The organism is Pseudomonas sp. CHM02, from assembly GCF_000612585.1.
Classification (GTDB): Bacteria; Pseudomonadota; Gammaproteobacteria; order Pseudomonadales; family Pseudomonadaceae; genus Aquipseudomonas.
Genome location: NZ_JFCA01000019.1, coordinates 18,350 through 43,152 on the forward strand (window position 1 = coordinate 18,350; position 24,803 = coordinate 43,152).

General features: G+C 59.8%; 26 protein-coding genes and 1 pseudogene. 14 read left to right on the plus strand and 13 right to left on the minus strand.

What is annotated here, in order from left to right:
* Positions 1 to 9 precede the first annotated feature (9 nt).
* From BM70_RS0112525 to BM70_RS0112535, 3 genes are read left to right on the plus strand one after another with little or no spacing between them, the layout of a single operon-like run.
* A complete protein-coding gene (locus BM70_RS0112525; protein ID WP_025856337.1) occupies positions 10 to 741 on the plus strand; it encodes a ferritin-like domain-containing protein in 732 nt (243 codons plus the stop codon).
* Positions 742 to 760: 19 nt separating this feature from the next.
* Positions 761 to 1,474, plus strand: coding sequence for a hypothetical protein (locus tag BM70_RS0112530; RefSeq protein ID WP_256220898.1), 714 nt, complete (start codon positions 761 to 763; stop codon positions 1,472 to 1,474).
* Entirely contained in the window at positions 1,471 to 1,827 is a 357-nt protein-coding gene (locus tag BM70_RS0112535; protein WP_025856339.1) for a hypothetical protein, read from the plus strand. The genes BM70_RS0112530 and BM70_RS0112535 overlap by 4 nt, the downstream gene beginning before the upstream one ends.
* 78 nt (positions 1,828 to 1,905) lie before the next feature.
* Here BM70_RS0112535 and BM70_RS0112540 read toward each other — a convergent pair whose 3' ends face one another.
* From BM70_RS0112540 to dadA, 5 genes are all read right to left on the minus strand, one after another.
* Positions 1,906 to 2,319 (minus strand): cytochrome c5 family protein, encoded by a 414-nt coding sequence (locus BM70_RS0112540; RefSeq protein ID WP_043274234.1) that lies wholly within the window; start codon positions 2,317 to 2,319, stop codon positions 1,906 to 1,908.
* 182 nt (positions 2,320 to 2,501) lie between these two features.
* On the minus strand, positions 2,502 to 3,050 hold the full coding sequence (locus BM70_RS0112545) for a cupin domain-containing protein (protein WP_003176893.1): 549 nt from the start codon (positions 3,048 to 3,050) through the stop codon (positions 2,502 to 2,504).
* A 116-nt stretch (positions 3,051 to 3,166) separates the two neighbouring features.
* A complete protein-coding gene (gene alr / locus BM70_RS0112550; RefSeq protein WP_025856341.1) occupies positions 3,167 to 4,240 on the minus strand; it encodes an alanine racemase in 1,074 nt (357 codons plus the stop codon).
* A 78-nt stretch (positions 4,241 to 4,318) separates the two neighbouring features.
* A complete protein-coding gene (locus BM70_RS0112555) occupies positions 4,319 to 4,672 on the minus strand; it encodes a RidA family protein (RefSeq protein WP_017135862.1) in 354 nt (117 codons plus the stop codon).
* Entirely contained in the window at positions 4,644 to 5,945 is a 1,302-nt protein-coding gene (dadA, locus tag BM70_RS0112560; RefSeq protein ID WP_025856342.1) for a D-amino acid dehydrogenase, read from the minus strand. The genes BM70_RS0112555 and dadA overlap by 29 nt, the downstream gene beginning before the upstream one ends.
* Positions 5,946 to 6,101: 156 nt before the next feature.
* Between dadA and BM70_RS0112565 the strand changes: the two genes are divergently transcribed.
* A complete protein-coding gene (locus BM70_RS0112565) occupies positions 6,102 to 6,590 on the plus strand; it encodes an Lrp/AsnC ligand binding domain-containing protein (protein WP_003176896.1) in 489 nt (162 codons plus the stop codon).
* 28 nt (positions 6,591 to 6,618) lie between these two features.
* On the opposite strand, the gene BM70_RS0112570 is transcribed toward BM70_RS0112565, so the two are convergent.
* A complete protein-coding gene (locus tag BM70_RS0112570) occupies positions 6,619 to 6,972 on the minus strand; it encodes a YkgJ family cysteine cluster protein (protein ID WP_016975913.1) in 354 nt (117 codons plus the stop codon).
* A 115-nt stretch (positions 6,973 to 7,087) separates the two neighbouring features.
* Here BM70_RS0112570 and BM70_RS0112575 point away from each other — a divergent pair, with 115 nt between their 5' ends.
* On the plus strand, positions 7,088 to 8,380 hold the full coding sequence (locus BM70_RS0112575) for an FAD-binding oxidoreductase (RefSeq protein ID WP_025856343.1): 1,293 nt from the start codon (positions 7,088 to 7,090) through the stop codon (positions 8,378 to 8,380).
* Here BM70_RS0112575 and BM70_RS0112580 read toward each other — a convergent pair whose 3' ends face one another.
* The gene (locus BM70_RS0112580) at positions 8,381 to 8,605 is read right to left on the minus strand and encodes a DUF1127 domain-containing protein (RefSeq protein WP_025856344.1); all 225 of its coding nucleotides are present in this window, start codon (positions 8,603 to 8,605) and stop codon (positions 8,381 to 8,383) included.
* 167 nt (positions 8,606 to 8,772) lie between these two features.
* Between BM70_RS0112580 and BM70_RS0112585 the strand changes: the two genes are divergently transcribed.
* Together BM70_RS0112585 and BM70_RS0112590 are read left to right on the plus strand one after the other, a co-directional pair.
* Positions 8,773 to 10,197 (plus strand): PLP-dependent aminotransferase family protein, encoded by a 1,425-nt coding sequence (locus BM70_RS0112585; RefSeq protein WP_025856345.1) that lies wholly within the window; start codon positions 8,773 to 8,775, stop codon positions 10,195 to 10,197.
* A gap of 62 nt (positions 10,198 to 10,259) precedes the next feature.
* Positions 10,260 to 11,828: a phospholipase D family protein gene (locus tag BM70_RS0112590; RefSeq protein ID WP_043274235.1), complete on the plus strand. Its 1,569-nt coding sequence runs from the start codon at positions 10,260 to 10,262 to the stop codon at positions 11,826 to 11,828.
* Between the two features lie 123 nt (positions 11,829 to 11,951).
* On the opposite strand, the gene BM70_RS0112595 is transcribed toward BM70_RS0112590, so the two are convergent.
* Both BM70_RS0112595 and BM70_RS0112600 read right to left on the minus strand, forming a co-directional pair.
* Complete coding sequence (locus BM70_RS0112595) at positions 11,952 to 13,094, minus strand: MFS transporter (RefSeq protein WP_025856347.1); 1,143 nt, start codon at positions 13,092 to 13,094, stop codon at positions 11,952 to 11,954.
* 181 nt (positions 13,095 to 13,275) lie between these two features.
* Positions 13,276 to 14,769 carry an aldehyde dehydrogenase gene (locus BM70_RS0112600; protein ID WP_025856348.1) on the minus strand — a complete coding sequence of 498 codons (1,494 nt, stop codon included), beginning with the start codon at positions 14,767 to 14,769 and terminating at the stop codon, positions 13,276 to 13,278.
* 230 nt (positions 14,770 to 14,999) lie between these two features.
* Here BM70_RS0112600 and BM70_RS0112605 point away from each other — a divergent pair, with 230 nt between their 5' ends.
* Positions 15,000 to 15,362 (plus strand): cupin domain-containing protein, encoded by a 363-nt coding sequence (locus BM70_RS0112605; RefSeq protein ID WP_015886527.1) that lies wholly within the window; start codon positions 15,000 to 15,002, stop codon positions 15,360 to 15,362.
* A gap of 72 nt (positions 15,363 to 15,434) precedes the next feature.
* On the opposite strand, the gene rpmG is transcribed toward BM70_RS0112605, so the two are convergent.
* Entirely contained in the window at positions 15,435 to 15,590 is a 156-nt protein-coding gene (rpmG, locus tag BM70_RS0112610; RefSeq protein ID WP_003176906.1) for a 50S ribosomal protein L33, read from the minus strand.
* 11 nt (positions 15,591 to 15,601) lie between these two features.
* Complete coding sequence (gene rpmB, locus BM70_RS0112615) at positions 15,602 to 15,835, minus strand: 50S ribosomal protein L28 (protein WP_010207494.1); 234 nt, start codon at positions 15,833 to 15,835, stop codon at positions 15,602 to 15,604.
* A gap of 458 nt (positions 15,836 to 16,293) precedes the next feature.
* On the opposite strand from rpmB, the gene BM70_RS0112620 reads away from it, so the two are divergent.
* Positions 16,294 to 17,886: an ABC transporter substrate-binding protein gene (locus BM70_RS0112620; RefSeq protein WP_025856349.1), complete on the plus strand. Its 1,593-nt coding sequence runs from the start codon at positions 16,294 to 16,296 to the stop codon at positions 17,884 to 17,886.
* Positions 17,887 to 17,973: 87 nt separating this feature from the next.
* Here the strand turns inward: BM70_RS0112620 and radC are convergent, their stop codons facing one another.
* Entirely contained in the window at positions 17,974 to 18,648 is a 675-nt protein-coding gene (radC, locus tag BM70_RS0112625) for a DNA repair protein RadC (protein WP_025856350.1), read from the minus strand.
* 161 nt (positions 18,649 to 18,809) lie between these two features.
* On the opposite strand from radC, the gene coaBC reads away from it, so the two are divergent.
* The 4 genes and pseudogenes from coaBC (at position 18,810) to argB (ending at position 23,066) form a co-directional block, all read left to right on the plus strand.
* Complete coding sequence (gene coaBC / locus BM70_RS0112630; protein ID WP_010207499.1) at positions 18,810 to 20,018, plus strand: bifunctional phosphopantothenoylcysteine decarboxylase/phosphopantothenate--cysteine ligase CoaBC; 1,209 nt, start codon at positions 18,810 to 18,812, stop codon at positions 20,016 to 20,018.
* Between the two features lie 5 nt (positions 20,019 to 20,023).
* Positions 20,024 to 20,479, plus strand: coding sequence for a dUTP diphosphatase (gene dut, locus BM70_RS0112635; protein WP_025856351.1), 456 nt, complete (start codon positions 20,024 to 20,026; stop codon positions 20,477 to 20,479).
* A 240-nt stretch (positions 20,480 to 20,719) separates the two neighbouring features.
* Positions 20,720 to 22,141: pseudogene (locus BM70_RS0112640) on the plus strand (phosphomannomutase/phosphoglucomutase); the annotation flags it as partial.
* A 19-nt stretch (positions 22,142 to 22,160) separates the two neighbouring features.
* Entirely contained in the window at positions 22,161 to 23,066 is a 906-nt protein-coding gene (gene argB / locus BM70_RS0112645; protein WP_010207505.1) for an acetylglutamate kinase, read from the plus strand.
* Between the two features lie 200 nt (positions 23,067 to 23,266).
* Here argB and pyrE read toward each other — a convergent pair whose 3' ends face one another.
* Positions 23,267 to 23,911 (minus strand): orotate phosphoribosyltransferase, encoded by a 645-nt coding sequence (pyrE, locus tag BM70_RS0112650; RefSeq protein WP_025856353.1) that lies wholly within the window; start codon positions 23,909 to 23,911, stop codon positions 23,267 to 23,269.
* An 82-nt stretch (positions 23,912 to 23,993) separates the two neighbouring features.
* On the opposite strand from pyrE, the gene BM70_RS0112655 reads away from it, so the two are divergent.
* Entirely contained in the window at positions 23,994 to 24,773 is a 780-nt protein-coding gene (locus BM70_RS0112655) for an exodeoxyribonuclease III (protein ID WP_003195493.1), read from the plus strand.
* Positions 24,774 to 24,803: the final 30 nt, after the last annotated feature.

The following is a 24,803-nucleotide window of genomic DNA, read 5'->3' on the forward strand; positions in this document are numbered from 1 at the left end:
GAACTCACAATGATTAGACAGTCAAACAAGGAACAATTGAAATACTCGAACAATGCCTTTGAAATACTCAAAGGATTTTCCTTCCCACCGCTAGAACTTAGTCGAACAGAAAAGCTTGAATGGCAAGATATATTTTTCGATTCAATAATCACCGAATATGATGCACGGCGGCTATATTGGCACATAGACGCTAAAAATCCAGATCTGACTATTGAACTGGAAGACACCCTAAAACCTTGGCTCAGAGACGAAATCGATCACGCCTACGGATTCTCTTTAATTTACTCGGCCTATACGGGTCTGCCACTCGACGAAATCGCATTGGACGTTGAAACACGAAAGTCCGACTTTAGCAGCCTAGACGCTTTTATCAGCGACCCGTTCAAGCTATTAATTTTATTTGCCTACGACGAGATAATCACTACTCACGTTTATCATCGCAGCATAAAAAAATATGATTACTTTAAGTCCCCGCAACTTTCAACCTGGATTAGGAAAGCTAAAAAAGACGAGACCAAACACTTTTTTCTATTCATAGAGAAAATCAAATTAATGTATTCACACAGACTGCCAGAAGCCCCATCCGTCCTAAAACATCTTTTTAAATTGGATTTCGAAAAAAGAGATTACACCGGAACATTTGTATTGGATCACAACACCATCGACTACCCAATCTCCCAAACAGAGATCGAAAAAACTATAATTCCAACTATCATAAAAAAACTGAATACCACAACTTAAGGCCCCATAGGATAGAAAAATGAAACCCACTTTTCTTAATAAGCGGCACTGGAGTTCCAAGGCCATTTTCAAACAAATATCTGATAGCGGATGGGTTAACCCCGGTATAGACTCAAAATATAAAGAATTTTTCTTGGCGGATTTAGTATCTGAGTACGACTCGATAAATCTATACCATTATCTTTATGCGAGACGTCCAAAACTATCCTCATACTTCGTACAGTACCTAGATCTTTGGTTTGCAGATGAAAAGAACCATGCCGACGGCTTTCTTGAGCTAAATCGACTTCTATACGATATGAGCGAAGAGTCTATTTTAGAAAAACTGAAAGCAAGAAAAAGTAACTTTGAGCATTTTGAGCAATTACTCTCAAATGAGTTGAGCTTGCTTACCGTGTTCGCTTACGACGAATACACTTCTGTTAAAACTTACAAAAAAGACACTTTTTACAACGACTTTGGAAACCCACTCTTTAACTCGTGGATTAGCAACCTAATCGCTGATGAGGCCACTCACTTTGCAAACGCCGTCAAACTACTAAGACGTAATCACTTATCAAACACTAAGGAAATTGAGAACACACTACGACAAATTATTCTGCTGGAGAGTGACCAATACGAAAATACGTTTTTACTCGACCATGATGGCCCTCATTTCCTCTTAGGCAGCGCTGACTTCGCAGAATCTACAGCGAATGAAGTACTGGCCATAATAACAAGACCCCAAAAATGAAAAATATCCACTACTTAATCCTGTCTATGGCGCTTATGGCAATCGGTGAAATACTCACTATATATAGCGAGGTATACGCATCAAAGCTTTCTGGAAAAGCAGTAGAACATCCCGAGCTTTTTATAAAGCCCATGATATTAATATGTGTCGCGGGCATATGCCTGATATTTGCATATTGGTTTGGTTACCAAGGAACAGGAAATATATGGGTCGTCACAGTCGCATCACTGACATTGCTGCTTATCCTAGAGCCCCTGGTCATTTACGTAATGCTAAAGGAACTTCCAGGTCGCGGGGCTCTGGTAGGTTTCCTTCTAGGCGCTGTCGGACTACTCGCGACTTTTATACTTTGACGAATTACTATTCACTATTGCGAATATACGAGGGGTAGTCACTCATTGACCTTCCCCTCTGTATAAGTACTCCGCGCCTTATTTCAACCCCGACATCTGCTTAATAGCCCCTTTCAGGTCATCATCCGAGCAATCAGCGCAGGTGCCTTTTGGCGGCATGGCATTGATACCCGTAATCGCCTTGGCCAGGATGCCATCCAGGCCGCCCTGGTGGTCGGCGCGTTCTTTCCACGCGGCGGTGTCGCCGATTTTCGGCGCGCCCAACAGGCCGGTGCCGTGGCAAGCGTTGCAGTGCTTGGCGATGATTTCATCCGGCGTCTTCGCAGCGCCGCCGCCTGCGGCTACCGCCACTTCCATCCCTTTGCATTCCTGGCCCTGGACGCACACCTGGCCGACAGGCTCCAGGCGCTTGGCGATCTCATCATTGGTCGCAGCTTGAGCGCTGACAGCCCATAGGGCCAGTACGGTTGCTGGTGCAGCCAGCATTTTCATAATTAGGTTCACGCGTTCACCCTCAATGGTGGCTATTCACGCCTGCGGCCACGGTTTCGCAGGCGGCGAAAGTATAACGGTTAGCCCGTCCGGCCGAAACAACCCTATTAAATAAAGGGAGATTCGGCCTCACGGAATACAGCTGCGGGTGTCTCTGCAACGCTGGCAGGACGCCTCTTTTCTTAAAAGTTCGCGGGTGTGGCTGCGCTGATTAGTCGCGCCGGCACGTCGAACGGATTGCGAAAACGATGAGGCTTGGTGCTTTCAAAGTAGTAGCTATCGCCCGCTTCGAGCACAAAAGTTTCAAGGCCGACCACCAACTCCAGGCGACCTTCCACCAGAATCCCGGTTTCTTCGCCTTCGTGGGTGAGCATTTCTTCGCCCGTGTCGGCGCCCGGCGGGTAGATCTCGTTGAGAAACGCAATCGCCCGGCTCGGGTGCGCGCGGCCCACCAGTTTCATGGTGACGGCGCCGTCAGAGATATCGATGAGCTCATTGGCTTTATAGACGATCTGCGTCGGTATTTCCTGGAGGATCTCCTCGGAAAAGAACTCGACCATCGACATGGGAATGCCGCCCAGCACCTTGCGCAAGGAGCTGATCGAAGGGCTGACACTGTTTTTTTCGATCATCGAAATGGTGCTGTTGGTGACACCCGCGCGCTTGGCGAGCTCGCGCTGGGAAAGACCCTTCAGTTTACGGATGGATTGCAGTCGTTCGCCGACGTCCAATGCGGGAGCCTCCTAGGATTCAGGCTTTGTTGTAATTGAGCGTTATCATGGCGACAGCGTTCAGTATTTACAACACTTGGGCCTAAATCCCGGGCGGTTGCGTTCGTATCGAGCGATCAGGCCCCGGAATAGAGCCTTGGCACGCGACGCAGGTTGCAGAACAGCTGATAGGGAATGGTTTCGGCGGCGACTGCGACGTCACTGGCGAGGATGTTTTTGCCCCACAGCTCTACCGTGGAACCGAGGCCAGCCTGAGGCACGTCCGTCAGGTCGATGCACAGCATGTCCATGGACACACGCCCCAGCAACTGACTGCGTTGTCCGGCCACCAGCACCGGTGTGCCCGTCGGCGCGTGGCGCGGGTAACCATCGGCATAGCCCATGGCAACTACGCCGATGCGCATGGGTTTTGGCGTGATGAACTTGGCGCCGTAGCCCACCGGCTCACCAGCTGGCAATTCACGCACGCAGATTACCTTGGACTCCAGGGTCATGACCGGCTGCAGACGCGAGGCCACGGCCTGCTCTTCGCCAAAGGGCGTAGCACCATAGAGCATGATGCCCGGGCGCACCCAATCGCTGGACACGCTGGGCCAGCCCATCACCGAGGGCGAGTTGCGCAGGCTGACTTCGGCCGACAAGCCCTGCCGCGCCGCCTCGAACACCGCCACCTGTTCATTACTGCGCACGCAATCAAGTTCATCGGCGCGGGCAAAATGGCTCATCAGCACGATCTTGGCCACTTTGCCGCTGGCCAGCAGGCGCTGGTAAGCCTCGTGATAATCCTTGGGGTGCAGGCCGACGCGGTGCATGCCGGAATCGAGCTTGAGCCAGATGGTCAGCGGCGTGCTCAAGGCAGCCTGTTCGATGGCTTCCAACTGCCACAGCGAATGCACCACGCACCAGAAATCATGCTCGATGATCAACGGCAGTTCGTCGGCCTCGAAAAACCCTTCCAGCAGCAACACCGGCGCGCGAATCCCGGCGGCGCGCAGTTCCAGTGCCTCTTCGATGCAGGCCACTGCAAACCCATCCGCCTCGGCTTCCAGCGCCTGGGCCACGCGCACGGCGCCATGGCCGTAGGCATCGGCCTTGACCACGGCAAGGGCCTTGGCCCCGGTGACTTCACGGGCCAATTGGTAGTTGTGGCGCAGGGCTTGGAGGTCGATCAGGGCACGGGCAGGACGCATGGCGGCAGGCTTCTAGACGGCAAAGTGAAAAAAACCGGCACCGACCGACAACGTCGGCACCGGGAGAGGGATCGTTGTTTAAGGCAGCGCCGCTACGACGGACAGCTCTACCAGGATTTCCGGTTCGCATAACTTGGCTTCAACCGTGGCACGGGCCGGGGCAACGCCTTTGGGTAGCCACTTGTCCCATACCGCGTTCATGCCGGCGAAATCCGCGTCGATGTCTTTCAGGTAGATCGTCACCGACAGCAATTTGGTCTTGTCGGTGCCGGCCAGGTCCAGCAAACGCTCGATATTGGCCAGGGTTTCACGGGTCTGCTGTTCAATCCCGGCGTTCATGTCGTCGCCGACTTGCCCGGCCAGATACACGGTACCGCTGTGGACAACGATCTGGCTCATGCGCTCATTGGTGAGCTGGCGCTGGATTGACATGTTCTGCGGACTCCTGGTGGTTGCCATAACGGGAAATATCGAGGCCTGCGGCGCTGATCTGCGGCGTTTTCTTCGCCATCAGGTCAGCCAGCAAGCGACCGGAACCACAGGCCATGGTCCAACCGAGGGTGCCATGGCCGGTATTCAGGAACAGGTTCTTGAACGGGGTGGCACCGACAATCGGCGTGCCGTCGGGTGTGGTCGGGCGCAAGCCGGTCCAGAAACTGGCTTCGGTCAAATCGCCGCCCTGAGGATAAAGGTCGTTGACGATCATCTCCAGGGTTTCGCGCCGGCGCGGGTTCAGCGACAGGTCAAAACCGGCTATTTCAGCCATGCCACCGACGCGGATACGGTTGTCGAAACGGGTGATCGCGACCTTGTAGGTCTCGTCGAGAATGGTCGACGTCGGCGCCATCGCCGCGTTGGTGATCGGCACGGTCAGCGAGTAACCCTTGAGCGGGTACACCGGCGCCTTGATCCCCAGCGGCTTGAGCAACTTCGGCGAGTAGCTCCCGAGGGCCAGCACGTAGCGGTCGGCGGTTTCCAGCTTGCCGTCGATCCACACGCCATTGATGCGGTCACCGGCGTAGTCGAGGCGCTGGATGTCCTGTTCGAAGCGGAACTCCACGCCCAACTGCTTGCACATGTCGGCCAGGCGCGTGGTGAACATCTGGCAGTCACCGGTCTGGTCGTTGGGCAGGCGCAGGGCACCGGCGAGGATATCGGTGACGCTGGCCAGGGCCGGCTCAACCCGGGCAATACCGACGCGATCGAGCAGCTCGAACGGCACGCCGGATTCCTTCAACACCGCGATGTCCTTGGCGGCGCCATCGAGTTGTGCCTGGGTGCGGAACAGTTGGGTGGTGCCGAGGCTGCGGCCTTCGTAGGCAATGCCGGTCTCCGCGCGCAGTTCGTCGAGACAGTCACGGCTGTACTCGGACAGGCGCACCATGCGCTCCTTGTTCACCGCATAGCGGCTGGCCGTGCAGTTGCGCAGCATCTGCGCCATCCACAGGTATTGGTCGATGTCGGCGGTGGCCTTGATCGCCAACGGCGCGTGGCGTTGCAGCAGCCACTTGATGGCCTTGAGCGGCACGCCTGGTGCGGCCCATGGCGAGGCATAGCCTGGGGACACCTGGCCGGCGTTGGCGAAACTGGTTTCCATGGCAGCAGCAGGCTGACGGTCGACTACGACGACTTCAAAGCCGGCCCGAGCCAAATAGTAGGCACTGGTCACACCAATGACGCCGCTACCCAAGACCAGAACGCGCATTTTTATATCCTCATCGCGGGCATGGCCGCTGACGTGTGTTGTTCGAGCAATGATGTGCGCAGTATAAAAAGCAATCGCCAGTGCATTTCACTATATAACTGCCTATATTTGGCGACAATTCTCGGCAAAAACCCTTTTCACAGAGGCGTATCCCCTATGCGTACCAACACCCAGACCAAGCGGGAGCTGGACAAGATCGACCGCAACATCCTGCGCATCCTGCAAACCGACGGGCGTATCTCGTTCACGGAATTGGGGGAGAAGGTCGGGCTGTCGACCACGCCGTGCACCGAACGGGTCCGCCGGCTGGAGCGTGAAGGGATCATCATGGGCTACAACGCGCGGCTCAATCCCCAGCATTTGAAGGGCAGCTTGCTGGTATTTGTCGAGATCAGCCTCGATTACAAATCCGGCGACACCTTCGAGGAATTCCGCCGTGCGGTGTTGAAACTGCCCCATGTGCTGGAGTGCCACTTGGTGTCGGGCGACTTCGACTACTTGGTGAAGGCGCGGATTTCCGAGATGGCGTCGTACCGCAAATTGCTCGGCGACATCCTGCTCAAACTGCCCCATGTGCGGGAATCCAAGAGCTATATCGTGATGGAAGAGGTGAAGGAGAGCCTGAACCTGCCGATCCCGGACTGAAGCCAATCCCGGCAGGAGGTTGATGGTGTCAGACCAGGACCTGCCGGGTACTGGCCATGTATTCGTGGATCTGTTTCTCCACCCGTGGGTGAATCAGCTCCACCGGCCGCCGCCCATTGGGGCATGGCAGCGTCTTGGTGGTGCCGAACAGCCGGCAGATCAGCGGGCGTTCGTCATACACCGTGCAGCCGTTCGGCCCCAGGTGTACGCAGTTCAGTTCATCCATGGCCGCGTCCTGCTCGGCAGCGGTTTTGCGCGGCAGGCGCGACATTTCTTCGGGCGAGGTGGTCACCGGCCCACAGCAATCGTGGCAACCGGGGACGCACTCGAACGAAGGAATCTGCCTGCGCAATGCGCTGATTTTCTGACTGTTGCAACTCATCGAGACACATACCGAACGGTGATCAGGCGTGGATTCTGACGCAAAACACCCTGCGCAGACAGCTTCCTCCGACCGCTGTATCCTGCGTCAAATTTTCCAAACAGGGATGCTCCCCATGACTGCCAGCGCCCGGCACACCACTTCCTACTACGCCGCCAGCAGCGTGCCGCAACCCGATTACCCGGTGTTGACGGGAGAAATGACGGCGGATGTGTGCGTGGTCGGCGGCGGCTTTTCCGGGCTGAACACGGCATTGGAGCTGGCCGAACGTGGTTTCAGCGTGGTGTTGCTGGAAGCGCGCAAGATCGCCTGGGGCGCCAGCGGACGTAACGGCGGCCAGTTGATTCGTGGCGTCGGCCATGGCCTGGACCAGTTCACCCATGTGATCGGCACCGACGGTGTACGCCAGATGAAGCTGATGGGCCTGGAGGCCGTGGAGATTGTGCGTGAACGCGTCGAGCGCTTCCAGATCCCCTGCGACCTGACGTGGGGTTATTGCGACCTCGCCAACAAACCCCGTGACCTGCAAGGCCTGGCCGAAGACGCCGAAGAATTGCGCAGCCTCGGCTATCGCCATGAAGTACGCCTGTTGCACGCGAGCGAAATGGGCAGCGTGATCGGTTCCTCGCGTTACGTGGGCGGCATGATCGACATGGGCTCCGGCCACTTGCACCCGCTGAACCTCGCCCTCGGCGAGGCCGCCGCCGCGCAGCAATCGGGCGTGAAGCTGTTCGAACAGTCCGAAGTCACGCGCATCGACTACGGCGCCGAGGTCAACGTGCACACCGCCAAGGGCAACGTACGCGCCAAGACCCTGGTACTGGCCTGCAATGCCTACCTCAATGGCCTCAACCCACATTTGAGCGGCAAAGTGCTGCCCGCCGGCAGCTACATCATCGCCACCGAGCCGCTGAGCGAAGCCCGGGCCGCCAACCTGCTGCCGCAGAACATGGCGGTGTGCGACCAGCGCGTCACGGTTGACTACTTCCGACTGTCGGCCGACCGCCGCCTGCTGTTCGGCGGTGCCTGCCACTATTCCGGTCGCGACCCCAAGGACATTGGCGCCTACATGCGTCCGAAGATGTTGCAGGTGTTCCCGCAGCTGGCGGATGTGAAGATCGACTACCAATGGGGTGGCATGATCGGCATCGGTGCCAACCGCTTGCCACAGATTGGTCGCCTGGCCGACCAACCCAACGTGTATTACGCCCAGGCCTACGCCGGCCATGGCCTGAACGCCACACACCTGGCGGGCAAGCTGCTGGCCGAAGCCATCAGTGGTCAGCAACAGGGGCGCTTCGACCTGTTCGCCCAGGTGCCGCACATCACCTTCCCTGGTGGCAAGCACTTGCGCTCGCCGCTGCTGGCGCTGGGGATGCTCTGGCACCGCCTCAAAGAGCTGGTGTGATCAATCGCGCCAGAACGGTTTCAGCCCTTCCTGGCGCGCCTGTTCGGCAGTCAGCCCGACATCGCGCAGTTGCTCGCGGGTCAGGTGCAATAACGTCTTGCGCGTGTGACGACGCTGCCAGAACAGATGCCAGCGGCTGATATTGCGCGGTGCTGTCGCCTGCGCCTGTTCAGCCTCCAATTCCTGACTGTGTAACGTCAGCCGCACATCGCTCATGCCGTTCATTTTGCTGCCCCTCGTTTGCATTATTGCCTTGAGTGACAAGCATGGGCGCTCGACCAAAACCATGACAGATTCAACCAATCGTTATTAAATCCATACAGATACTGCCCGTGGGTGGCTGAATCCTGTATTTTCCCCTCATCTGTACTGGTCCCACGGGAGCGACCGCCATGACTCTTTACATGAATCTCGCCGAGTTGCTGGGCACGCGCATCGAACAGGGCTTCTATCGCCCCGGCGATCGCCTCCCCTCTGTACGGGCCTTGAGCGTGGAACACGGGGTCAGCTTGAGTACCGTGCAGCAGGCCTATCGCTTGCTGGAAGACCATGGCCTGGCGATGCCCAAGCCGAAATCCGGCTACTTCGTGCCGGTCAGCCGTGAGTTGCCGGCGCTGCCCGAGGTCGGCCGTCCAGCCCAACGCCCGGTAGAAATATCCCAGTGGGATCAGGTGCTGGAGTTGATACGTGCAGTGCCGCGCAAAGATGTCATACAGATGGGTCGTGGCATGCCGGATGTATTGTCCCCCACCATGAAGCCGTTGCTGCGTAGCCTGGCCCGCGTGAGTCGCCGCCAGGACCTGCCAGGCCTGTACTACGACAATATCCTCGGCTGTATGGAATTGCGTGAGCAGATTGCGCGTCTGTCATTGGATTCTGGCTGCCAACTGACCGCCGAAGACATCGTGATCACCACCGGCTGCCATGAGGCGCTGTCGGCGAGTATCCATGCCATTTGCGAACCCGGTGATATCGTCGCGGTGGACTCGCCCAGCTTCCACGGCGCCATGCAGACCCTCAAGGGCCTGGGCATGAAAGCCCTGGAAATCCCTACCGACCCGATCACCGGTATCAGTCTCGAAGCCTTGGAACTGGCGCTGGAACAGTGGCCGATCAAGGTCATCCAACTGACCCCCAACTGCAACAATCCCCTGGGCTACATCATGCCGGAGGCCCGCAAGCGCGCATTGCTGACCCTGGCCCAGCGCTTTGATGTGGCGATCATCGAAGACGATGTGTACGGCGAATTGGCCTACAGCTACCCGCGCCCGCGCACCATCAAATCGTTCGACGAAGACGGCCGTGTATTGCTGTGCAGTTCGTTCTCGAAAACCCTGGCGCCCGGCTTGCGCATCGGCTGGGTGGCGCCTGGTCGCTACCTGGAACGGGTGCTGCACATGAAATACATCAGCACCGGCTCTACCGCCACGCAGCCGCAGATCGCGATTGCCGAATTCCTCAAGGGCGGCCACTTCGAACCCCATTTGCGGCGGATGCGCACGCAATACCAGCGCAATCGCGACTTGATGCTCGATTGGGTCAGCCGCTACTTCCCGGCAGGCACCCGCGCCAGCCGGCCCCAGGGCAGCTTCATGCTGTGGGTCGAACTGCCCGAAGGCTTCGATACGCTCAAGCTCAACCGCGTCCTGATTGAACAAGGTGTACAGGTAGCGGTAGGCAGCATCTTTTCTGCGTCGGGCAAATACCGGAACTGCCTGCGCATGAACTACGCTGCCAAGCCAACCGCACAGATTGAAGAAGCCGTGCGCAAGGTCGGGGCCGCCGCAATCAAGATGCTCGCAGAGACCGCCGACTGACCTTTCGCGAAAAATTGCCGTCATATGCCGACAACCGCCCTGATCTGGAAGCAACTCCCTTGATGATTCAACGGCTATTACCGTTTTTCCTGTCGGGAGCCCTGGCCCTGGGCGGCTGCGCCACCGTGAGCACACCGCGTATCCCGAGCGACGCGCTGCCCGCCGCACAGTCGTCGTTCGGCCGCTCGATCCAGGCCCAGGCCGCGCCGTATCAGGGGCGTTCGGGCTTTCGCTTGCTGCCCAACAGCAGCGAAGCGTTCATGGCCCGCGCCGAACTGATCCGCAACGCGCAGACCAGCCTCGACCTGCAGTACTACATCGTGCACGACGGCATCAGCACCCGAATGCTCGTGGACGAACTGCTCAAGGCTGCCGACCGTGGCGTGCGGGTGCGCATCCTGCTGGATGACACCACCAGCGACGGCCTCGACCAGATCATCGCCACCCTCGCCGCCCATCCCCGGATCGAGATCCGCCTGTTCAACCCTCTGCACTTGGGCCGCAGCACCGGCGTGACGCGGGCCATGGGGCGGCTGTTCAACCTGTCGCTGCAACATCGGCGCATGCACAACAAGCTGTGGTTGGCGGACAACAGCGCGGCCATCGTCGGCGGGCGCAACCTGGGGGACGAATATTTCGACGCCGAGCCCAACCTGAACTTCACCGACATCGACATGCTCAGCGTGGGGCCGGTGGCCGAGCAGCTCGGTCACAGTTTCGACCAGTACTGGAACAGTGCCCTGAGCAAGCCCATCGATGACTTCGTCTCCAATACGCCGTCCAGAGGCGACCTGGCCGCTGCGCGCGTGCGCCTGGAAGCATCGCTGGCCGAATCGCGCCAGCAGAACCACGTGCTGTACAACCGCTTGCGCACCTACCAGACCCAACCGCGCATGGACACCTGGCGCCGCGAGCTGATCTGGGCCTGGAACCAGGCGCTGTGGGATGCGCCGAGCAAGGTGTTGGCCAAGGCCGACCCGGACCCTCGATTGCTGCTCACGACCCAACTGGCGCCGGAATTGGAAGGGGTCAATCACGAACTGATGATGATCTCGGCCTACTTCGTGCCGGGGCAACCGGGGCTGGTGTACCTGACCGGGCGCGCCGATGCAGGTGTGTCGGTCAGCCTGCTGACCAACTCTCTGGAGGCCACCGATGTGCCTGCCGTGCACGGCGGTTATGCGCCCTATCGCAAGGCACTGCTGGAACACGGGGTGAAACTCTACGAATTGCGCCGCCAGCCAGGCGACCCCAGCGCAGGCAGCGGGCCGCACCTGTTTCGGCGCGGCACCTTCCGCGGCTCGGACTCCAGCCTGCACAGCAAGGCGATGATCTTTGACCGGGAGAAGTCGTTTATCGGCTCGTTCAACTTCGACCCACGCTCGGTGCTGTGGAACACCGAAGTCGGTGTGCTGGTCGACAGCCCGGAGCTGGCAGAACACGTACGCAACCTGGCCCTGCAAGGTATGGCGCCAGCGTTGAGCTATGAGGCGAAACTGCAGGATGGCCAAGTGGTGTGGGTGACCGAAGATAACGGCCAGCTGCACACCCTGACGCGCGAGCCGGGCAGTTGGTGGCGACGGTTCAATGCCTGGTTCGCCACCTCGGTCGGCCTGGAGCGCATGCTCTAAAAACGACACAGATCAACTGTAGGCGCCGGCTTGCCGGCGATGGCGGCGTTTCAGTTGATCAATTCGCTGGCTGACACACCGCCATCACTGGCAAGCCAGTGCCTACAGGGAATGCATTTCAGGTCAGGCCGGCTGTGCTGCGCCGAATGCACCCTGGCGCAGCAACAACAGCACCAGGCCCAGCGCTCCGGCCGCCATCAGCAACGGCAGTGCATGCCCGCTGATCCACTGGCTGCCAGCACCGGCTACCAACGGGCCGATCAGACAACCGATCCCCCACAATTGCGCCACATGGGCATTGGCGCGCACCAAAGCATCGTCGCGGTAACGCTCGCCGATCAGGATCAACGACAGCGTGAACAAGCCCCCGGCACTCGCGCCAAACACCACCCACATCGGCCAGATCAACAGCGTGTGCATCAACAACGGAATCGCCAGGCTGGAAGCCAGCAACAGCACCGCACAACTCAGGAACAACGTGCGTCGCGGCAGGTAGTCCGCCAATGCACCGATGGGCAGTTGCAGCAGCGCATCGCCCACCACCACCGTGCTGACCATGGCCAGGGCAATCTCGGCCGTAAACCCTTGCTGGAGGCAGTACACCGGCAGCAATGTGAGGATCATCGCCTCGAATGCCGCGAACAACGCTACCGCCCAGGCAATCGCGGGCAGGCTCAGGCAGAAGGTCCACAGCTGCGCAAAGGTCACACTAAAGGACTCGGCGCTCGGTGCGCCGGAGCGCCCCAGCAGCAACAGCGGCGCCACCATCAGCAGGCCTGTGCCCACCCAGAAACCATAGTCGTGGTCGGTACCGATCAGACCCAACAGCAACGGGCCCGACAGCTGGCTCAAGGCATAACTGCAGCCGTACAGCGCCACCAGCCGGCCGCGCCACTGCTCCACCACCAACTGGTTGATCCAGCTTTCGCCGAGGATAAACACGATGGTGAGGATCACGCCGATCATCAGCCGCAACACCAGCCACACCGGGTAGCTGGGCAGGATCGCCAGCAAGCCGATGGACACCGCACCCGCCCACAGGCACAAGCGCATGAGGTTGGCGGTACCGAGCAGCGACGCCAGGCGACTGGAAATCTTCGCGCCGAGCAGCACACCAAAGGCCGGCATCGCCGCCATCACACCGATGGCGAAACTGCCGTAGCCCCAGTTTTCGAGGCGCAGGGACACCAGCGGCATGCTGACGCCCAGCGCCAGGCCGACGCTGAGCACCGAAGCCAGGACGGCGAAATAAGTCGCCCAACGCATTTCCACGCTCCTGTGGATAATTTTTCGGGTTTGCAAAACGAACTGTAGGAGCGGGCTTGTGTGGGAGTCGGGCTTGCCCGCGATGCAGGCACCTCGGCGTGTCAGGCACACCTCGGTGATGCTATCGCAGGCAAGCCAGCTCCCACACAAGCTCGCTCCTACAGGGGATCTGCGGTGTTGCTTAGAGCTTGATCCAGGTCGCCTTCAGTTCAGTGTACTTGTCGAACGCATGCAGCGACTTGTCGCGACCGTTACCCGATTGCTTGAAGCCACCAAACGGCGCGGTCATGTCGCCGCCGTCGTACTGGTTGACCCACACGCTACCGGCGCGCAGGGCTTTGGCCGTCAGGTGCGCCTTGGAGATATCCGCCGTCCACACCGCCGCGGCCAGGCCGTACTGGGTGTCGTTGGCGATGGCGACCGCTTCCTCGGCGCTGTCGAAGGTGATCACCGACAGGACTGGGCCGAAGATCTCTTCCTGGGCGATCTTCATCGCGTTGGTCACACCGTCGAAAATCGTCGGCTCGACGTAGGTGCCGCCGGTTTCTTCCAGGGTGCGCTTGCCACCCGCGACCAACTTGGCGCCATCGGCATGGCCAGCTTCGATGTAGGAGAGCACGGTGTTCATCTGCTGGGTGTCCACCAGCGCACCCACGGTGGTGGCCGGGTCCAGCGGGTTGCCGGGTTTCCAGCCCTTGAGGGCCTCGATCACCAACGGCAGGAATTTATCCTTGATGGAGCGCTCCACCAGCAGGCGGGAACCTGCGGTGCAGACCTCACCCTGGTTGAAAGCAATGGCGCTGGCTGCAGATTCGGCAGCGGCTTGCAGGTCCGGCGCATCGGCAAACACGATGTTCGGGCTCTTGCCGCCCGCTTCCAGCCATACACGCTTCATGTTCGATTCGCCGGAGCGGATCAACAGTTGCTTGGCGATCTTGGTGGAACCGGTGAACACCAGGGTGTCGACGTCCATGTGCAGCGCCAGCGCATTGCCGACGGTGTGGCCGTAGCCCGGCAGCACGTTGAACACGCCTTTTGGAATACCGGCTTCAACGGCGAGGGCCGCGATACGAATGGCGGTCAACGGGGATTTTTCGGACGGCTTGAGGATCACCGAGTTACCGGTGGACAGCGCCGGACCGAGCTTCCAGCAGGCCATCATCAGCGGGAAGTTCCACGGCACGATGGCACCGACAACGCCCACCGGCTCGCGGGTCACAAGGCCCAGTTGGTCGTGCGGCGTAGCGGCGACTTCGTCGTAGATTTTGTCGATGGCCTCGCCGCTCCAGCTCAGGGCATTCGCCGCGCCGGGGACGTCGATGTTCAGGGAGTCGCTGATCGGCTTGCCCATGTCCAGCGTTTCCAGCAGCGCCAGCTCTTCGGCATTGGCCTTGAGCAACGCGGCGAAACGGATCATGGCGGATTTGCGTTTGGCCGGCGCCAGGCGCGACCACACGCCGGAATTGAACGTGGCGCGGGCGTTTTCTACGGCGCGCTGGGCGTCGGCGGCGTCACAGCTGGCAACGGTGGCCAGCAGGCGACCATCAACCGGACTGATGCATTCGAAGGTGTCACCGGATACGGCGGCGGTGTACTCGCCATTGATATAGGCACGGCCTTCGATCTTCAGATCCTTGGCGCGTTGTTCCCAGTCGGCACGGGTCAGGGTGGTCATGCGAGTGTCCTCCTCTTATTGAATACAAGGCCCGGGCGATGTCCCCCGGCAGCCTCAAAGAATTCTTGCCCGGCCAGCCAGCTGTTCGGCTCAAGGCAGCTGCCACCCTAAACCAGCGACTGGGGATGTTTCAATATATTTGACATAACCCCGGCAAACGCCCTTGCGATGTTCATTTTAATAAACATAGACTTTGGGCTCTCCAACCCCAGGCCAGACGGGACACGCACATGAGCATCCAGGACATCGTCGACTTCAGCCAAGCCAGCACCGCCCCAGACCGCTACCGCCCCGCCGCCGAAAAAATCCTCAAGGGCGATCCCGAGCAAACGATCTACAACCACTACAACAGCCCGTGCGGACAGATGAGTGCCGGCGTGTGGGAAGGCGAGGTCGGGCAGTGGAAGGTCAACTACACCGAGCATGAGTACTGCGAGATCGTGCAGGGTGTGTCCGTACTGCGTGATGCCGACGGTAACGCCAAGACCTTACGCGCCGGTGACCGTTTCGTGATCCCCGCCGGCTTCAGCGGCACCTGGGAAGTGCTGGAGCCTTGCCGCAAGATCTACGTGGTGTTCGAACAGAAAGCCTGATCAGCCAAATCGCAGGCAAAAAAAAGCCCGGATCGTGAGATACGGGCTTTTTTTCACAAGGAGGAAAATCAATTACTTGATTTTGCCTTCTTTGTAGATCACGTGCTTGCGAACGCGCGGGTCGAACATTTTCTTTTCGAGCTTGTCCGGGGTAGTACGCTTGTTCTTGTCGGTAGTGTAGAAGTGACCAGTACCGGCGCTAGAGATCATTCGAATCAATTCACGCATGATATAGCTCCTTAGATTGTGCCAGCGCGGCGCAATTCAGCCAGCACGACAGTGATGCCACGCTTGTCGATGATGCGCATGCCTTTGGCAGATACGCGCAGACGGACGAAACGTTTCTCTTCTTCAACCCAGAAGCGGTGATGCTGCAGGTTCGGCAGGAAACGACGACGGGTTTTGTTATTTGCGTGGGAAATGTTATTCCCAGTCACCGGACCCTTACCGGTAACTTGACAGACTCTCGACATGCCTCAGCCCTCTAAAACCACATGCCCAACCCGGCATGGGTTGGCCGCTTAATCTCTCAGTCATTTGGCGCCAGGCGCCGCGTTTCTTTAGGGTCTTACCGGCTACACCTACAAGCGAAGGAACCGGGCCCCTAGAAAAGAGCGCTGCTTTATACCAGAAAGACCCCAGTGCAACAACAGCCCGCGTGTTTTTACTGGCGTAAATCTTGGCGGCAGACGCCTGAACCGTTGCCAGGAGGGGCCGCTGTCACAGCCGACCGCTCGTCGCACAGAATGATTTACAGCGCTCGCGGGCACGGTGAAGTGCACGACAAAACGCGCTGAGGTGCCATCAAAACAGCATTTCGCGCAAAAGCACAGGCAAAAATGGGCTAGTCATTTACCTATCAGACCACTACGGTAGGACTTTTCCAGACTGCACTCGCAGATGGGCCTTCGATCTGCAAAGGAAACCGAACATGCGCCTCGCTGCCCTACCGCTATTGCTAGCCCCTCTATTTATCGCCCCGCTGGCCTCTGCCGCCAGCAACCTGAGCGTCTGCACCGAGGCCAGCCCAGAAGGGTTCGATGTGGTGCAATACAACTCGCTGACCACCACCAACGCTTCGGCCGACGTGCTGATGAATCGCCTGGTGGAATACGATGCGGCCGACGGCAAACTGGTGCCGAGCCTGGCGGACAGCTGGGAAGTCTCGCCGGATGGCCTGACCTATACCTTCAAGCTGCACCCGGATGTGAAATTCCATCGCACCGAGTACTTCACGCCAAGCCGCACCCTGACCGCCGAAGATGTGCGCTTCAGCTTCGAGCGCATGCTCGACCCCGCGAACCCATGGCACAAGATCGCGCAGAGCGGCTTCCCCCACGCGCAGTCGCTGCAACTGCCGACGCTGGTGAAGAAAATCGACGCCCTCGACCCGCTGACCGTGCGCTTCACCCTGGATCACGCCGACTCCACCTTCCTCGCCGCCCTGAGCATGGGCTTCGCCTCGATCTACCCGGCGGAATACGCCGACAAACTGCTCAAGGCCGGCACACCGGAAAAACTCAACAGCCAGCCGATCGGCACCGGGCCGTTCATCTTCAGCCGCTTCCAGAAAGATGCCGTGGTGCGCTACAAGGCCAACCCGGACTACTTCGCCGGCAAACCGCCTGTGGATAACTTGATCTTCGCCATCACCCCGGACGCCAACGTGCGCCTGCAGAAACTGCATCGCGACGAATGCCAGATTGCCCTGTCGCCCAAGCCGCTGGACGTGGGCGAGGCCGAAAAGGACCCGGCACTCAAGGTGGAAAAAACCGCTGCGTTCATGACCGCCTTCGTGGCCATCAACAGCCAGCACCCGCCCCTGGACAAGCCGGAAGTGCGCCAGGCGATCAACCTGGCGTTCGACAAGGGCAGCTACCTCAAGGCCGTATTTGAAGGCACCGCCGAAGCCGCCAACGGCCCTTACCCGCCCAATACCTGGAGCTACGCCAAGGACCTGCCCGGTTATCCACAGGACCTTGCCAAGGCCAAGGCACTGCTCGACCGTGCAGGGCTCAAGGACGGCTTCAAGACCACCATCTGGACCCGCCCTACCGGCAGCCTGCTGAACCCCAACCCGAACCTCGGCGCACAACTGCTGCAGGCGGACCTGGCCAAGGTCGGCATCCAGGCCGAGATCCGCGTGATCGAATGGGGCGAGCTGATTCGCCGCGCCAAAGCCGGCGAGCACGACCTGTTGTTCATGGGCTGGGCCGGCGACAACGGCGACCCGGATAACTTCCTGACCCCGCAGTTCTCATGCGCGGCGGTGAAATCCGGTACCAACTTCGCCCGCTACTGCGACCCGGCGCTGGACAAGCTGATCAGCGCCGGCAAGACCACCAGCGAGCAAGGGGTGCGCAGCAAGCTGTATCAGCAGGCCCAGGCGCAGATCCAGCAGCAGGCGCTGTGGCTGCCACTTGCGCACCCGACGGCGTTTGCCCTGGCCCGCAAGAACATCGAGGGCTACCAGGTGAGCCCGTTCGGGCGCCAGGATTTCTCCAAAGTCAGCGTCAAACCGTAACCTCCCCGTAGGAGCTGGCTTGCCAGCGATGGCGCCAGCGAATCCATCGCGACCTTGCGGCCCCAATCGCCGGCAAGCCAGCTGCTCCTACATCCACCCATACTCCGCCATCGACAACGGATCGCCATCCCCCACGATGATGTGGTCCAGTACCCGCACATCCACGACTTCCAGGGCTTTTTGCAGCAACTTGGTCAGTTTTCGATCAGCTGCGCTCGGCTCAAGACTGCCGGAAGGATGGTTATGGCACAGGATCAACGCCGCCGCGTTGTAGGCCAAGGCGCGCTTGACCACTTGGCGGGGATAAACCATTGCCGCGTCGATGGTGCCTTGGGACAGCGCCTCGAAACCCAGCACCCTATGCCTTGAATCAAGGAACAGGCAGCCGAAGATCTCATGAGGCTCATGGCGCAGCATGGCCTTCAGGTAGTCGCGCACGGCCATCGGGCTTTCCAGCACCGAGTCGCTTCGCAGGCGCTCGGCCATGTGCCGCTTGGCCATTTCCAGCACCGCCTGTAACTGCGCAAACTTCGCCGGCCCCAGGCCCAATTGCTGGTTGAACAACGTCTGGCTTGCCTCCAGCAGTGGGCGCAAACCACCGAATTGCGCCAACAGATGACGCGCCAAATCCACCGCGCTCCTGCCGGACACCCCGGTACGCAGGAAAATCGCCAGCAATTCGGCATCCGACAGGCTCGCCGCGCCCCATTCCAAAAGTTTCTCTCGCGGCCGCTCTGCCGCCGGCCAATCGCGAATACTCATCCCGCCTCCCTTCCCATATACGCCTTATGCTCCATGTGCACCGCTGTTGACTCGCGGGCGCTGTGTTATCGTAGGTCCTCTTTTTTGCAGGCGATTTCCCCTGGGGAGGGGGCATCGCAGGCGTCACTGAACTGGCATCACTGAACTGGAAAGGCAAACCAATGCAGCGTCTGTATCGGAAACGCATCGTTCTCGGCGTTGGCGGCGGCATTGCCGCCTACAAAAGCGCAGAGCTGGTCCGCAGGCTCCTGGACCAGGGTGCCGAAGTGCGTGTGGTCATGACGCGCGGCGGCAGTGAGTTCATTACTCCACTGACCATGCAGGCCCTGTCCGGGCACCCGGTTCACCTGGATCTGCTGGACCCCGCGGCCGAAGCCGCCATGGGCCATATCGAGCTGGCCAAATGGGCCGACCTGGTGCTGATCGCCCCAGCCACCGCCGACCTGATCGCGCGCCTCGCCCAAGGCATCGCCGACGACCTGTTGACCACCCTGGTATTGGCCACCGACGCCACCGTCGCCATCGCCCCGGCCATGAACCAGGCGATGTGGCGCGACCCGGCCACCCAGGCCAACACCCAACTCCTGCAAAGCCGTGGCCTCAAGGTGTTCGGCCCGGCGTCCGGCAGCCAGGCCTGCGGCGACGTCGGCATGGGCCGCATGCTCGAAGCCACTGACCTGGCGCTGTGCGCCGCCGAGTGTTTCCAGCACCTGGCCCTGACCGGCAAGCACGTGCTGATCACGGCGGGCCCGACCCAGGAAAATATCGACCCGGTGCGCTACATCACCAACCATAGCTCAGGAAAAATGGGCTTTGCCTTGGCCGAAGCGGCGGTCGAGGCAGGCGCACGTGTCACCTTGATCACCGGACCGGTGCATTTGCCGACCCCTGATCGGGTCACGCGAATCGACGTAGTCAGCGCCCGGGACATGCTGGCAGCCTGTGAGGCAGCCATTCCCTGCGACCTGTTCATTGCCTCGGCAGCGGTTGCGGACTACCGCCCGGAAGTCGTCGCCCCCCAAAAACTCAAGAAAGACCCTACAAGCGGCGACGGCCTGCTCCTGCAAATGGTGCGCAACCCAGACATCCTGGCGACCATCGCCACCCGTGCGGACCGTCCGTTCAGCGTCGGCTTTGCCGCCGAGACCGAGCACCTGCTGGACTACGCCGCACGCAAATTGAAAGACAAAAACCTCGACTTGATCGTAGCCAATGATGTCGCCAACCCGAGCATCGGCTTCAACAGCGAGGAAAATGCCATCAGCGTGATCGACCGCGAGTTGCACGCCACCGTTTTCGCCCAGACCAGCAAGGGCAAGATTGCCCGCCAACTGATCTCTTTTATCGCCCAACGGCTGAACCAGGTTTAATTTCCATGCACGCTTTGCAAGCCAAGATCCTCGACCCACGCATCGGCAACGAATTCCCACTGCCGACCTACGCCACCCCTGGCTCCGCCGGCCTCGACCTGCGCGCCATGCTCAAGCAAGACACCGTCCTCGAGCCGGGCCAGACCCTCCTGATTCCGACCGGCCTGTCGATCTACGTCGGTGATCCTGGCCTCGCGGCGCTGATCCTGCCGCGCTCCGGCCTGGGCCACAAACACGGCATCGTGCTGGGCAACCTGGTGGGCCTGATCGACTCGGATTACCAGGGCGAACTGATGGTGTCGTGCTGGAACCGTGGCCAGACCGCGTTCAACATCGCCGTGGGCGAGCGCATTGCCCAGCTTGTGCTGGTGCCGGTGGTGCAGGCGCACTTCGAGTTGGTGGCGGAATTTGACGAAACCCAACGTGGCGCGGGCGGCTTTGGGCATTCCGGCAGCCACTGACTAAGCTGAACCTGGCCGGGCGCCGCTGCCCGGCCTGACGCCACCGCAAGGCTTTTCAGGACGAAGAATGCGCGGATTTTATCAGCGAGATTTCCCCATAGAAATCAACGTATTACGCAGACAACAAGACGGGGCCAGCGCTCCGATGGCACTTTTGCACCACGAACTCTCTGCCGAAAACACCGTCATACCCTTCAGTTTGAGCCTGCCGGCCAGCCACATTAGGGCCAGCCTTGCCCCCTTCAGATGGAGTTTCCCCCCGCGATGAGTACCGCAGCCCGCGTAGCCCCGACCTTCCCCGACAGCATCTTTCGCGCCTATGACATTCGTGGCGTAGTGCCCAAGACCCTGACTGCCGAAACCGCCTACTGGATTGGCCGCGCCATCGGCTCCCAGAGCCTGGCCCAGGATGAGCCCCACGTTTCGGTCGGCCGTGACGGTCGCCTGTCCGGCCCGGAGCTGGTGGAACAACTGATCCAGGGCCTGGCCGACAGCGGTTGCCATGTGAGCGACGTCGGCCTGGTGCCGACGCCTGCGCTGTACTACGCAGCCAACGTGCTGGCCGGCAAATCCGGGGTGATGCTCACCGGCAGCCATAACCCGTCGGACTACAACGGTTTCAAGATCGTCATCGCTGGCGATACCCTCGCCAACGAACAGATCCAGGCCCTGCACCACCGCCTGAAAACCAACGACCTGACCAGCGGTAAAGGCAGCGTCACCAAAGTCGACATCCTGCAGCGCTACTCTGACGAAATCACCCGTGACGTCAAACTCGCGCGCCGCCTCAAAGTGGTGGTGGACTGCGGCAACGGTGCGGCCGGCGTGATCGCCCCGCAGTTGCTCGAAGCCCTGAACTGCGAAGTGATCCCATTGTTCTGCGAGGTAGACGGCAACTTCCCCAACCACCACCCGGACCCGGGCAAGCCTGAGAACCTGGTGGACCTCATCGCCAAGGTCAAGGAGACCGGGGCTGACGTGGGCCTGGCCTTCGACGGCGACGGCGACCGCGTGGGAGTGGTGACGGAAACCGGCGAGATCGTGTTCCCGGATCGCCTGCTGATGCTGTTTGCCCGTGACGTGGTGGCACGCAATGCCAACGCCGAGATCATCTTCGACGTGAAGTGCACCCGCCGCCTCACGCCGCTGATCAAGGAATATGGCGGTCGCCCGCTAATGTGGAAGACCGGTCACTCGTTGATCAAAAAGAAAATGAAGGAAACCGGCGCGCTGTTGGCTGGCGAAATGAGCGGCCACGTGTTCTTCAAGGAACGCTGGTTCGGCTTTGACGACGGTATTTACAGCGCTGCGCGCCTGCTGGAGATCCTCAGCAAGGAAAAATCCACCGCCGAAGAGCTGTTCCAGACCTTCCCGAACGATATTTCTACGCCAGAGATCAATATCCATGTGACCGAGGAGAGCAAATTCAGCATCATTGACGCACTGCACGATGCGCAATGGGGCGAAGGCGCCAACCTGACCACCATTGATGGTGTGCGAGTCGATTACGCCAAAGGCTGGGGCCTGGTTCGCGCGTCCAACACCACACCGGTGCTGGTCCTGCGTTTCGAGGCGGATACCGAGGCTGAGTTGCAGCGCATCAAGGACGTGTTCCACGCCCAGTTGAAACGTGTTGCCCCTGATCTCCAACTACCGTTCTGATTTTTTACCGGAGCCCTGAATGACCCTCGAACGCGAAGCCGCTGCCAACACTGCCAAGGTCCTTTCCGAAGCGTTGCCTTACATCCGACGCTACGTCGGCAAGACGCTGGTGATCAAGTACGGCGGCAATGCCATGGAAAGCGACGAGCTGAAAACCGGTTTCGCCCGCGACATCGTGTTGATGAAAGCCGTGGGGATCAACCCGGTGGTGGTCCACGGTGGCGGCCCGCAAATCGGCGACCTGCTCAAGCGCTTGTCGATCGAGAGTCACTTCATCGATGGCATGCGCGTCACTGACGCGCAGACCATGGACGTGGTGGAAATGGTCCTCGGTGGCCAGGTCAACAAGGACATCGTCAACCTGATCAACCGCCACGGCGGCAGCGCTATCGGCCTGACCGGCAAGGATGCGGAGCTGATCCGTGCGAAAAAACTGACCGTGACCCGTCAGACGCCGGAGATGACCCAGCCGGAAATCATCGACATCGGCCAAGTGGGCGAAGTGATCGGCATCAACACCGACCTGCTGAACCTGCTGGTCAAGGGCGACTTCATTCCAGTGATCGCGCCGATCGGCGTGGGCGCCAATGGCGAGTCCTACAACATCAACGCCGACCTGGTGGCCGGCAAGGTGGCCGAAGCGTTGAAGGCTGAAAAGCTGATGCTGCTGACTAACATCGCCGGTTTGATGGACAAGCAAGGCAAGGTCCTGACTGGCCTCACCACCCAACAGGTGGACGACCTGATCGCCGACGGCACCATCTACGGCGGCATGCTGCCGAAGATCCGTTGCGCGCTGGAAGCCGTGCAAGGCGGTGTCGGCAGCTCGCTGATCATCGATGGCCGGGTACCGAATGCGGTGCTGCTGGAGATCTTCACGGATACCGGCATGGGTACGCTGATCAGTAACCGCAAGCGTCCTTAAACGCTGAAAACAAAAGGCCCCGCTCAATCTGATTGAGCGGGGCCTTTTTATAGACGCTGACTTTGCAGCAATGTGGAGATCCCCTGTGGGAGCGGGCTTGCTCGCGAAAGCGGTGGATCAGTCAGCACCTGTATCACTGAAAGACCGCCTTCGCGAGCAAGCTCGCTCCCACACAAGCCCGCTCCACAGGATTTACCGTGTCAGACGCCGAACTGCTCGCGGTACGCCTTGACCGCCGGCAGGTGTTGCTTGAGCTGGGGGTCATCTTCCAGGAACTGCAGCACCTGGTTCAGCGACACGATGCTCACCACGGGAATGCCGAAATCGCGCTCCACTTCCTGGATCGCCGACAACTCGCCGTTGCCGCGCTCCTGGCGGTTCAGTGCGATGAGCACACCCGCGGCCTTGGCGCCGTCCTGGGAAGCGATGATCTGCATCACCTCACGAATGGCGGTGCCGGCAGTGATCACGTCGTCGATGATCAGCACGTCGCCCTTGAGCGCAGCCCCGACCAGGCTGCCGCCTTCACCGTGGGCCTTGGCTTCCTTGCGGTTGAAGCACCACGGCAGGTCCTGCCCGTGATGTTCAGCCAGGGCCACAGCAGTGGCGGCGGCCAGGGGAATGCCTTTGTAGGCCGGGCCAAACAGGACGTCGAAGGGAATACCGCTTTCAACGATGGCGGCCGCATAGAAACGACCCAGCTGAGCCAGGGCCGAACCCGAGTTGAACAAGCCCGCATTGAAGAAGTACGGACTGGTGCGCCCGGACTTCAGAGTGAACTCACCGAAGCGCAAAACGCCGCGATCGATGGCAAAACGAATGAAATCGCGTTGATACGCCTGCATGAAAAAAGCCTCAGATACCACGGATTTAGCTAATTAGGTAGACGGCGTGTATCATACACGCACGCGATTTTTGGGGCCATTTATGCGGATCATCAGTGTGAACGTTAATGGTATTCAGGCTGCAGTCGAGCGTGGTTTGCTCAGTTGGCTGCAAGCCCAGAATGCCGACGTCATCTGCCTGCAGGATACCCGCGCCTCCGCCTTTGAACTGGACGACCCAGCCTTCCAACTGGATGGCTACTTCCTTTATGCCTGCGATGCCGAAGTGCCCACCCAAGGTGGCGTGGCTTTGTATTCGCGGTTGCAACCCAAGGCGGTCATCAGCGGCCTCGGCTTCGAGACAGCCGACCGCTACGGGCGCTACCTGCAAGCCGATTTCGACAAGGTCAGCATCGCGACCTTGCTGCTTCCTTCGGGGCAGAACGGCGATGAAGACTTGAACCAGAAGTTCAAGCTAATGGACGATTTCGCCCGTTACCTGGATAAACAGCGGCGCAAACGTCGCGAGTACATTTATTGTGGCTCGCTGTACGTGGCGCAACAGAAGCTGGATATCAAGAACTGGCGCGACAGCCAGCAATCCCCGGGTTTCCTGGCGCCGGAACGGGCCTGGATGGACGAGATTGTCGGCAACATGGGCTATGTCGATGCCCTGCGTGAAGTGAGCCGCGAAGGCGACCAGTACAGCTGGTGGCCGGACAACGAACAGGCTGAGATGCTCAACCTGGGCTGGCGTTTCGACTACCAGTTGCTCACCCCAGGTCTGCGCCGGTTCGTGCGCAGCGCCCGCCTGCCGCGCCAGCCACGCTTCTCGCAGCACGCGCCGCTGATCGTGGACTACGACTGGACACTGACCATCTAAGGTCTTTTTCCAGGCACAAAAAAACCGCAT

What these genes read in the sequence shown, in the direction of transcription:
- BM70_RS0112525 (WP_025856337.1), top strand. Translation starts at nt 10, where the DNA reads ATGATTAGACAGTCAAACAAGGAACAATTGAAATACTCGAACAATGCC.
- BM70_RS0112530 (WP_256220898.1), top strand. Translation starts at nt 761, where the DNA reads ATGAAACCCACTTTTCTTAATAAGCGGCACTGGAGTTCCAAGGCCATT.
- BM70_RS0112535 (WP_025856339.1), top strand. Translation starts at nt 1,471, where the DNA reads ATGAAAAATATCCACTACTTAATCCTGTCTATGGCGCTTATGGCAATC.
- BM70_RS0112540 (WP_043274234.1), bottom strand. Translation starts at nt 2,319, where the DNA reads ATGAAAATGCTGGCTGCACCAGCAACCGTACTGGCCCTATGGGCTGTC.
- alr (WP_025856341.1), bottom strand. Translation starts at nt 4,240, where the DNA reads ATGCGTCCTGCCCGTGCCCTGATCGACCTCCAAGCCCTGCGCCACAAC.
- BM70_RS0112555 (WP_017135862.1), bottom strand. Translation starts at nt 4,672, where the DNA reads ATGTCAATCCAGCGCCAGCTCACCAATGAGCGCATGAGCCAGATCGTT.
- dadA (WP_025856342.1), bottom strand. Translation starts at nt 5,945, where the DNA reads ATGCGCGTTCTGGTCTTGGGTAGCGGCGTCATTGGTGTGACCAGTGCC.
- BM70_RS0112565 (WP_003176896.1), top strand. Translation starts at nt 6,102, where the DNA reads ATGCGTACCAACACCCAGACCAAGCGGGAGCTGGACAAGATCGACCGC.
- BM70_RS0112570 (WP_016975913.1), bottom strand. Translation starts at nt 6,972, where the DNA reads ATGAGTTGCAACAGTCAGAAAATCAGCGCATTGCGCAGGCAGATTCCT.
- BM70_RS0112575 (WP_025856343.1), top strand. Translation starts at nt 7,088, where the DNA reads ATGACTGCCAGCGCCCGGCACACCACTTCCTACTACGCCGCCAGCAGC.
- BM70_RS0112580 (WP_025856344.1), bottom strand. Translation starts at nt 8,605, where the DNA reads ATGAACGGCATGAGCGATGTGCGGCTGACGTTACACAGTCAGGAATTG.
- BM70_RS0112585 (WP_025856345.1), top strand. Translation starts at nt 8,773, where the DNA reads ATGACTCTTTACATGAATCTCGCCGAGTTGCTGGGCACGCGCATCGAA.
- BM70_RS0112590 (WP_043274235.1), top strand. Translation starts at nt 10,260, where the DNA reads ATGATTCAACGGCTATTACCGTTTTTCCTGTCGGGAGCCCTGGCCCTG.
- BM70_RS0112595 (WP_025856347.1), bottom strand. Translation starts at nt 13,094, where the DNA reads ATGCGTTGGGCGACTTATTTCGCCGTCCTGGCTTCGGTGCTCAGCGTC.
- BM70_RS0112600 (WP_025856348.1), bottom strand. Translation starts at nt 14,769, where the DNA reads ATGACCACCCTGACCCGTGCCGACTGGGAACAACGCGCCAAGGATCTG.
- BM70_RS0112605 (WP_015886527.1), top strand. Translation starts at nt 15,000, where the DNA reads ATGAGCATCCAGGACATCGTCGACTTCAGCCAAGCCAGCACCGCCCCA.
- rpmG (WP_003176906.1), bottom strand. Translation starts at nt 15,590, where the DNA reads ATGCGTGAATTGATTCGAATGATCTCTAGCGCCGGTACTGGTCACTTC.
- rpmB (WP_010207494.1), bottom strand. Translation starts at nt 15,835, where the DNA reads ATGTCGAGAGTCTGTCAAGTTACCGGTAAGGGTCCGGTGACTGGGAAT.
- BM70_RS0112620 (WP_025856349.1), top strand. Translation starts at nt 16,294, where the DNA reads ATGCGCCTCGCTGCCCTACCGCTATTGCTAGCCCCTCTATTTATCGCC.
- radC (WP_025856350.1), bottom strand. Translation starts at nt 18,648, where the DNA reads ATGAGTATTCGCGATTGGCCGGCGGCAGAGCGGCCGCGAGAGAAACTT.
- coaBC (WP_010207499.1), top strand. Translation starts at nt 18,810, where the DNA reads ATGCAGCGTCTGTATCGGAAACGCATCGTTCTCGGCGTTGGCGGCGGC.
- dut (WP_025856351.1), top strand. Translation starts at nt 20,024, where the DNA reads ATGCACGCTTTGCAAGCCAAGATCCTCGACCCACGCATCGGCAACGAA.
- argB (WP_010207505.1), top strand. Translation starts at nt 22,161, where the DNA reads ATGACCCTCGAACGCGAAGCCGCTGCCAACACTGCCAAGGTCCTTTCC.
- pyrE (WP_025856353.1), bottom strand. Translation starts at nt 23,911, where the DNA reads ATGCAGGCGTATCAACGCGATTTCATTCGTTTTGCCATCGATCGCGGC.
- BM70_RS0112655 (WP_003195493.1), top strand. Translation starts at nt 23,994, where the DNA reads ATGCGGATCATCAGTGTGAACGTTAATGGTATTCAGGCTGCAGTCGAG.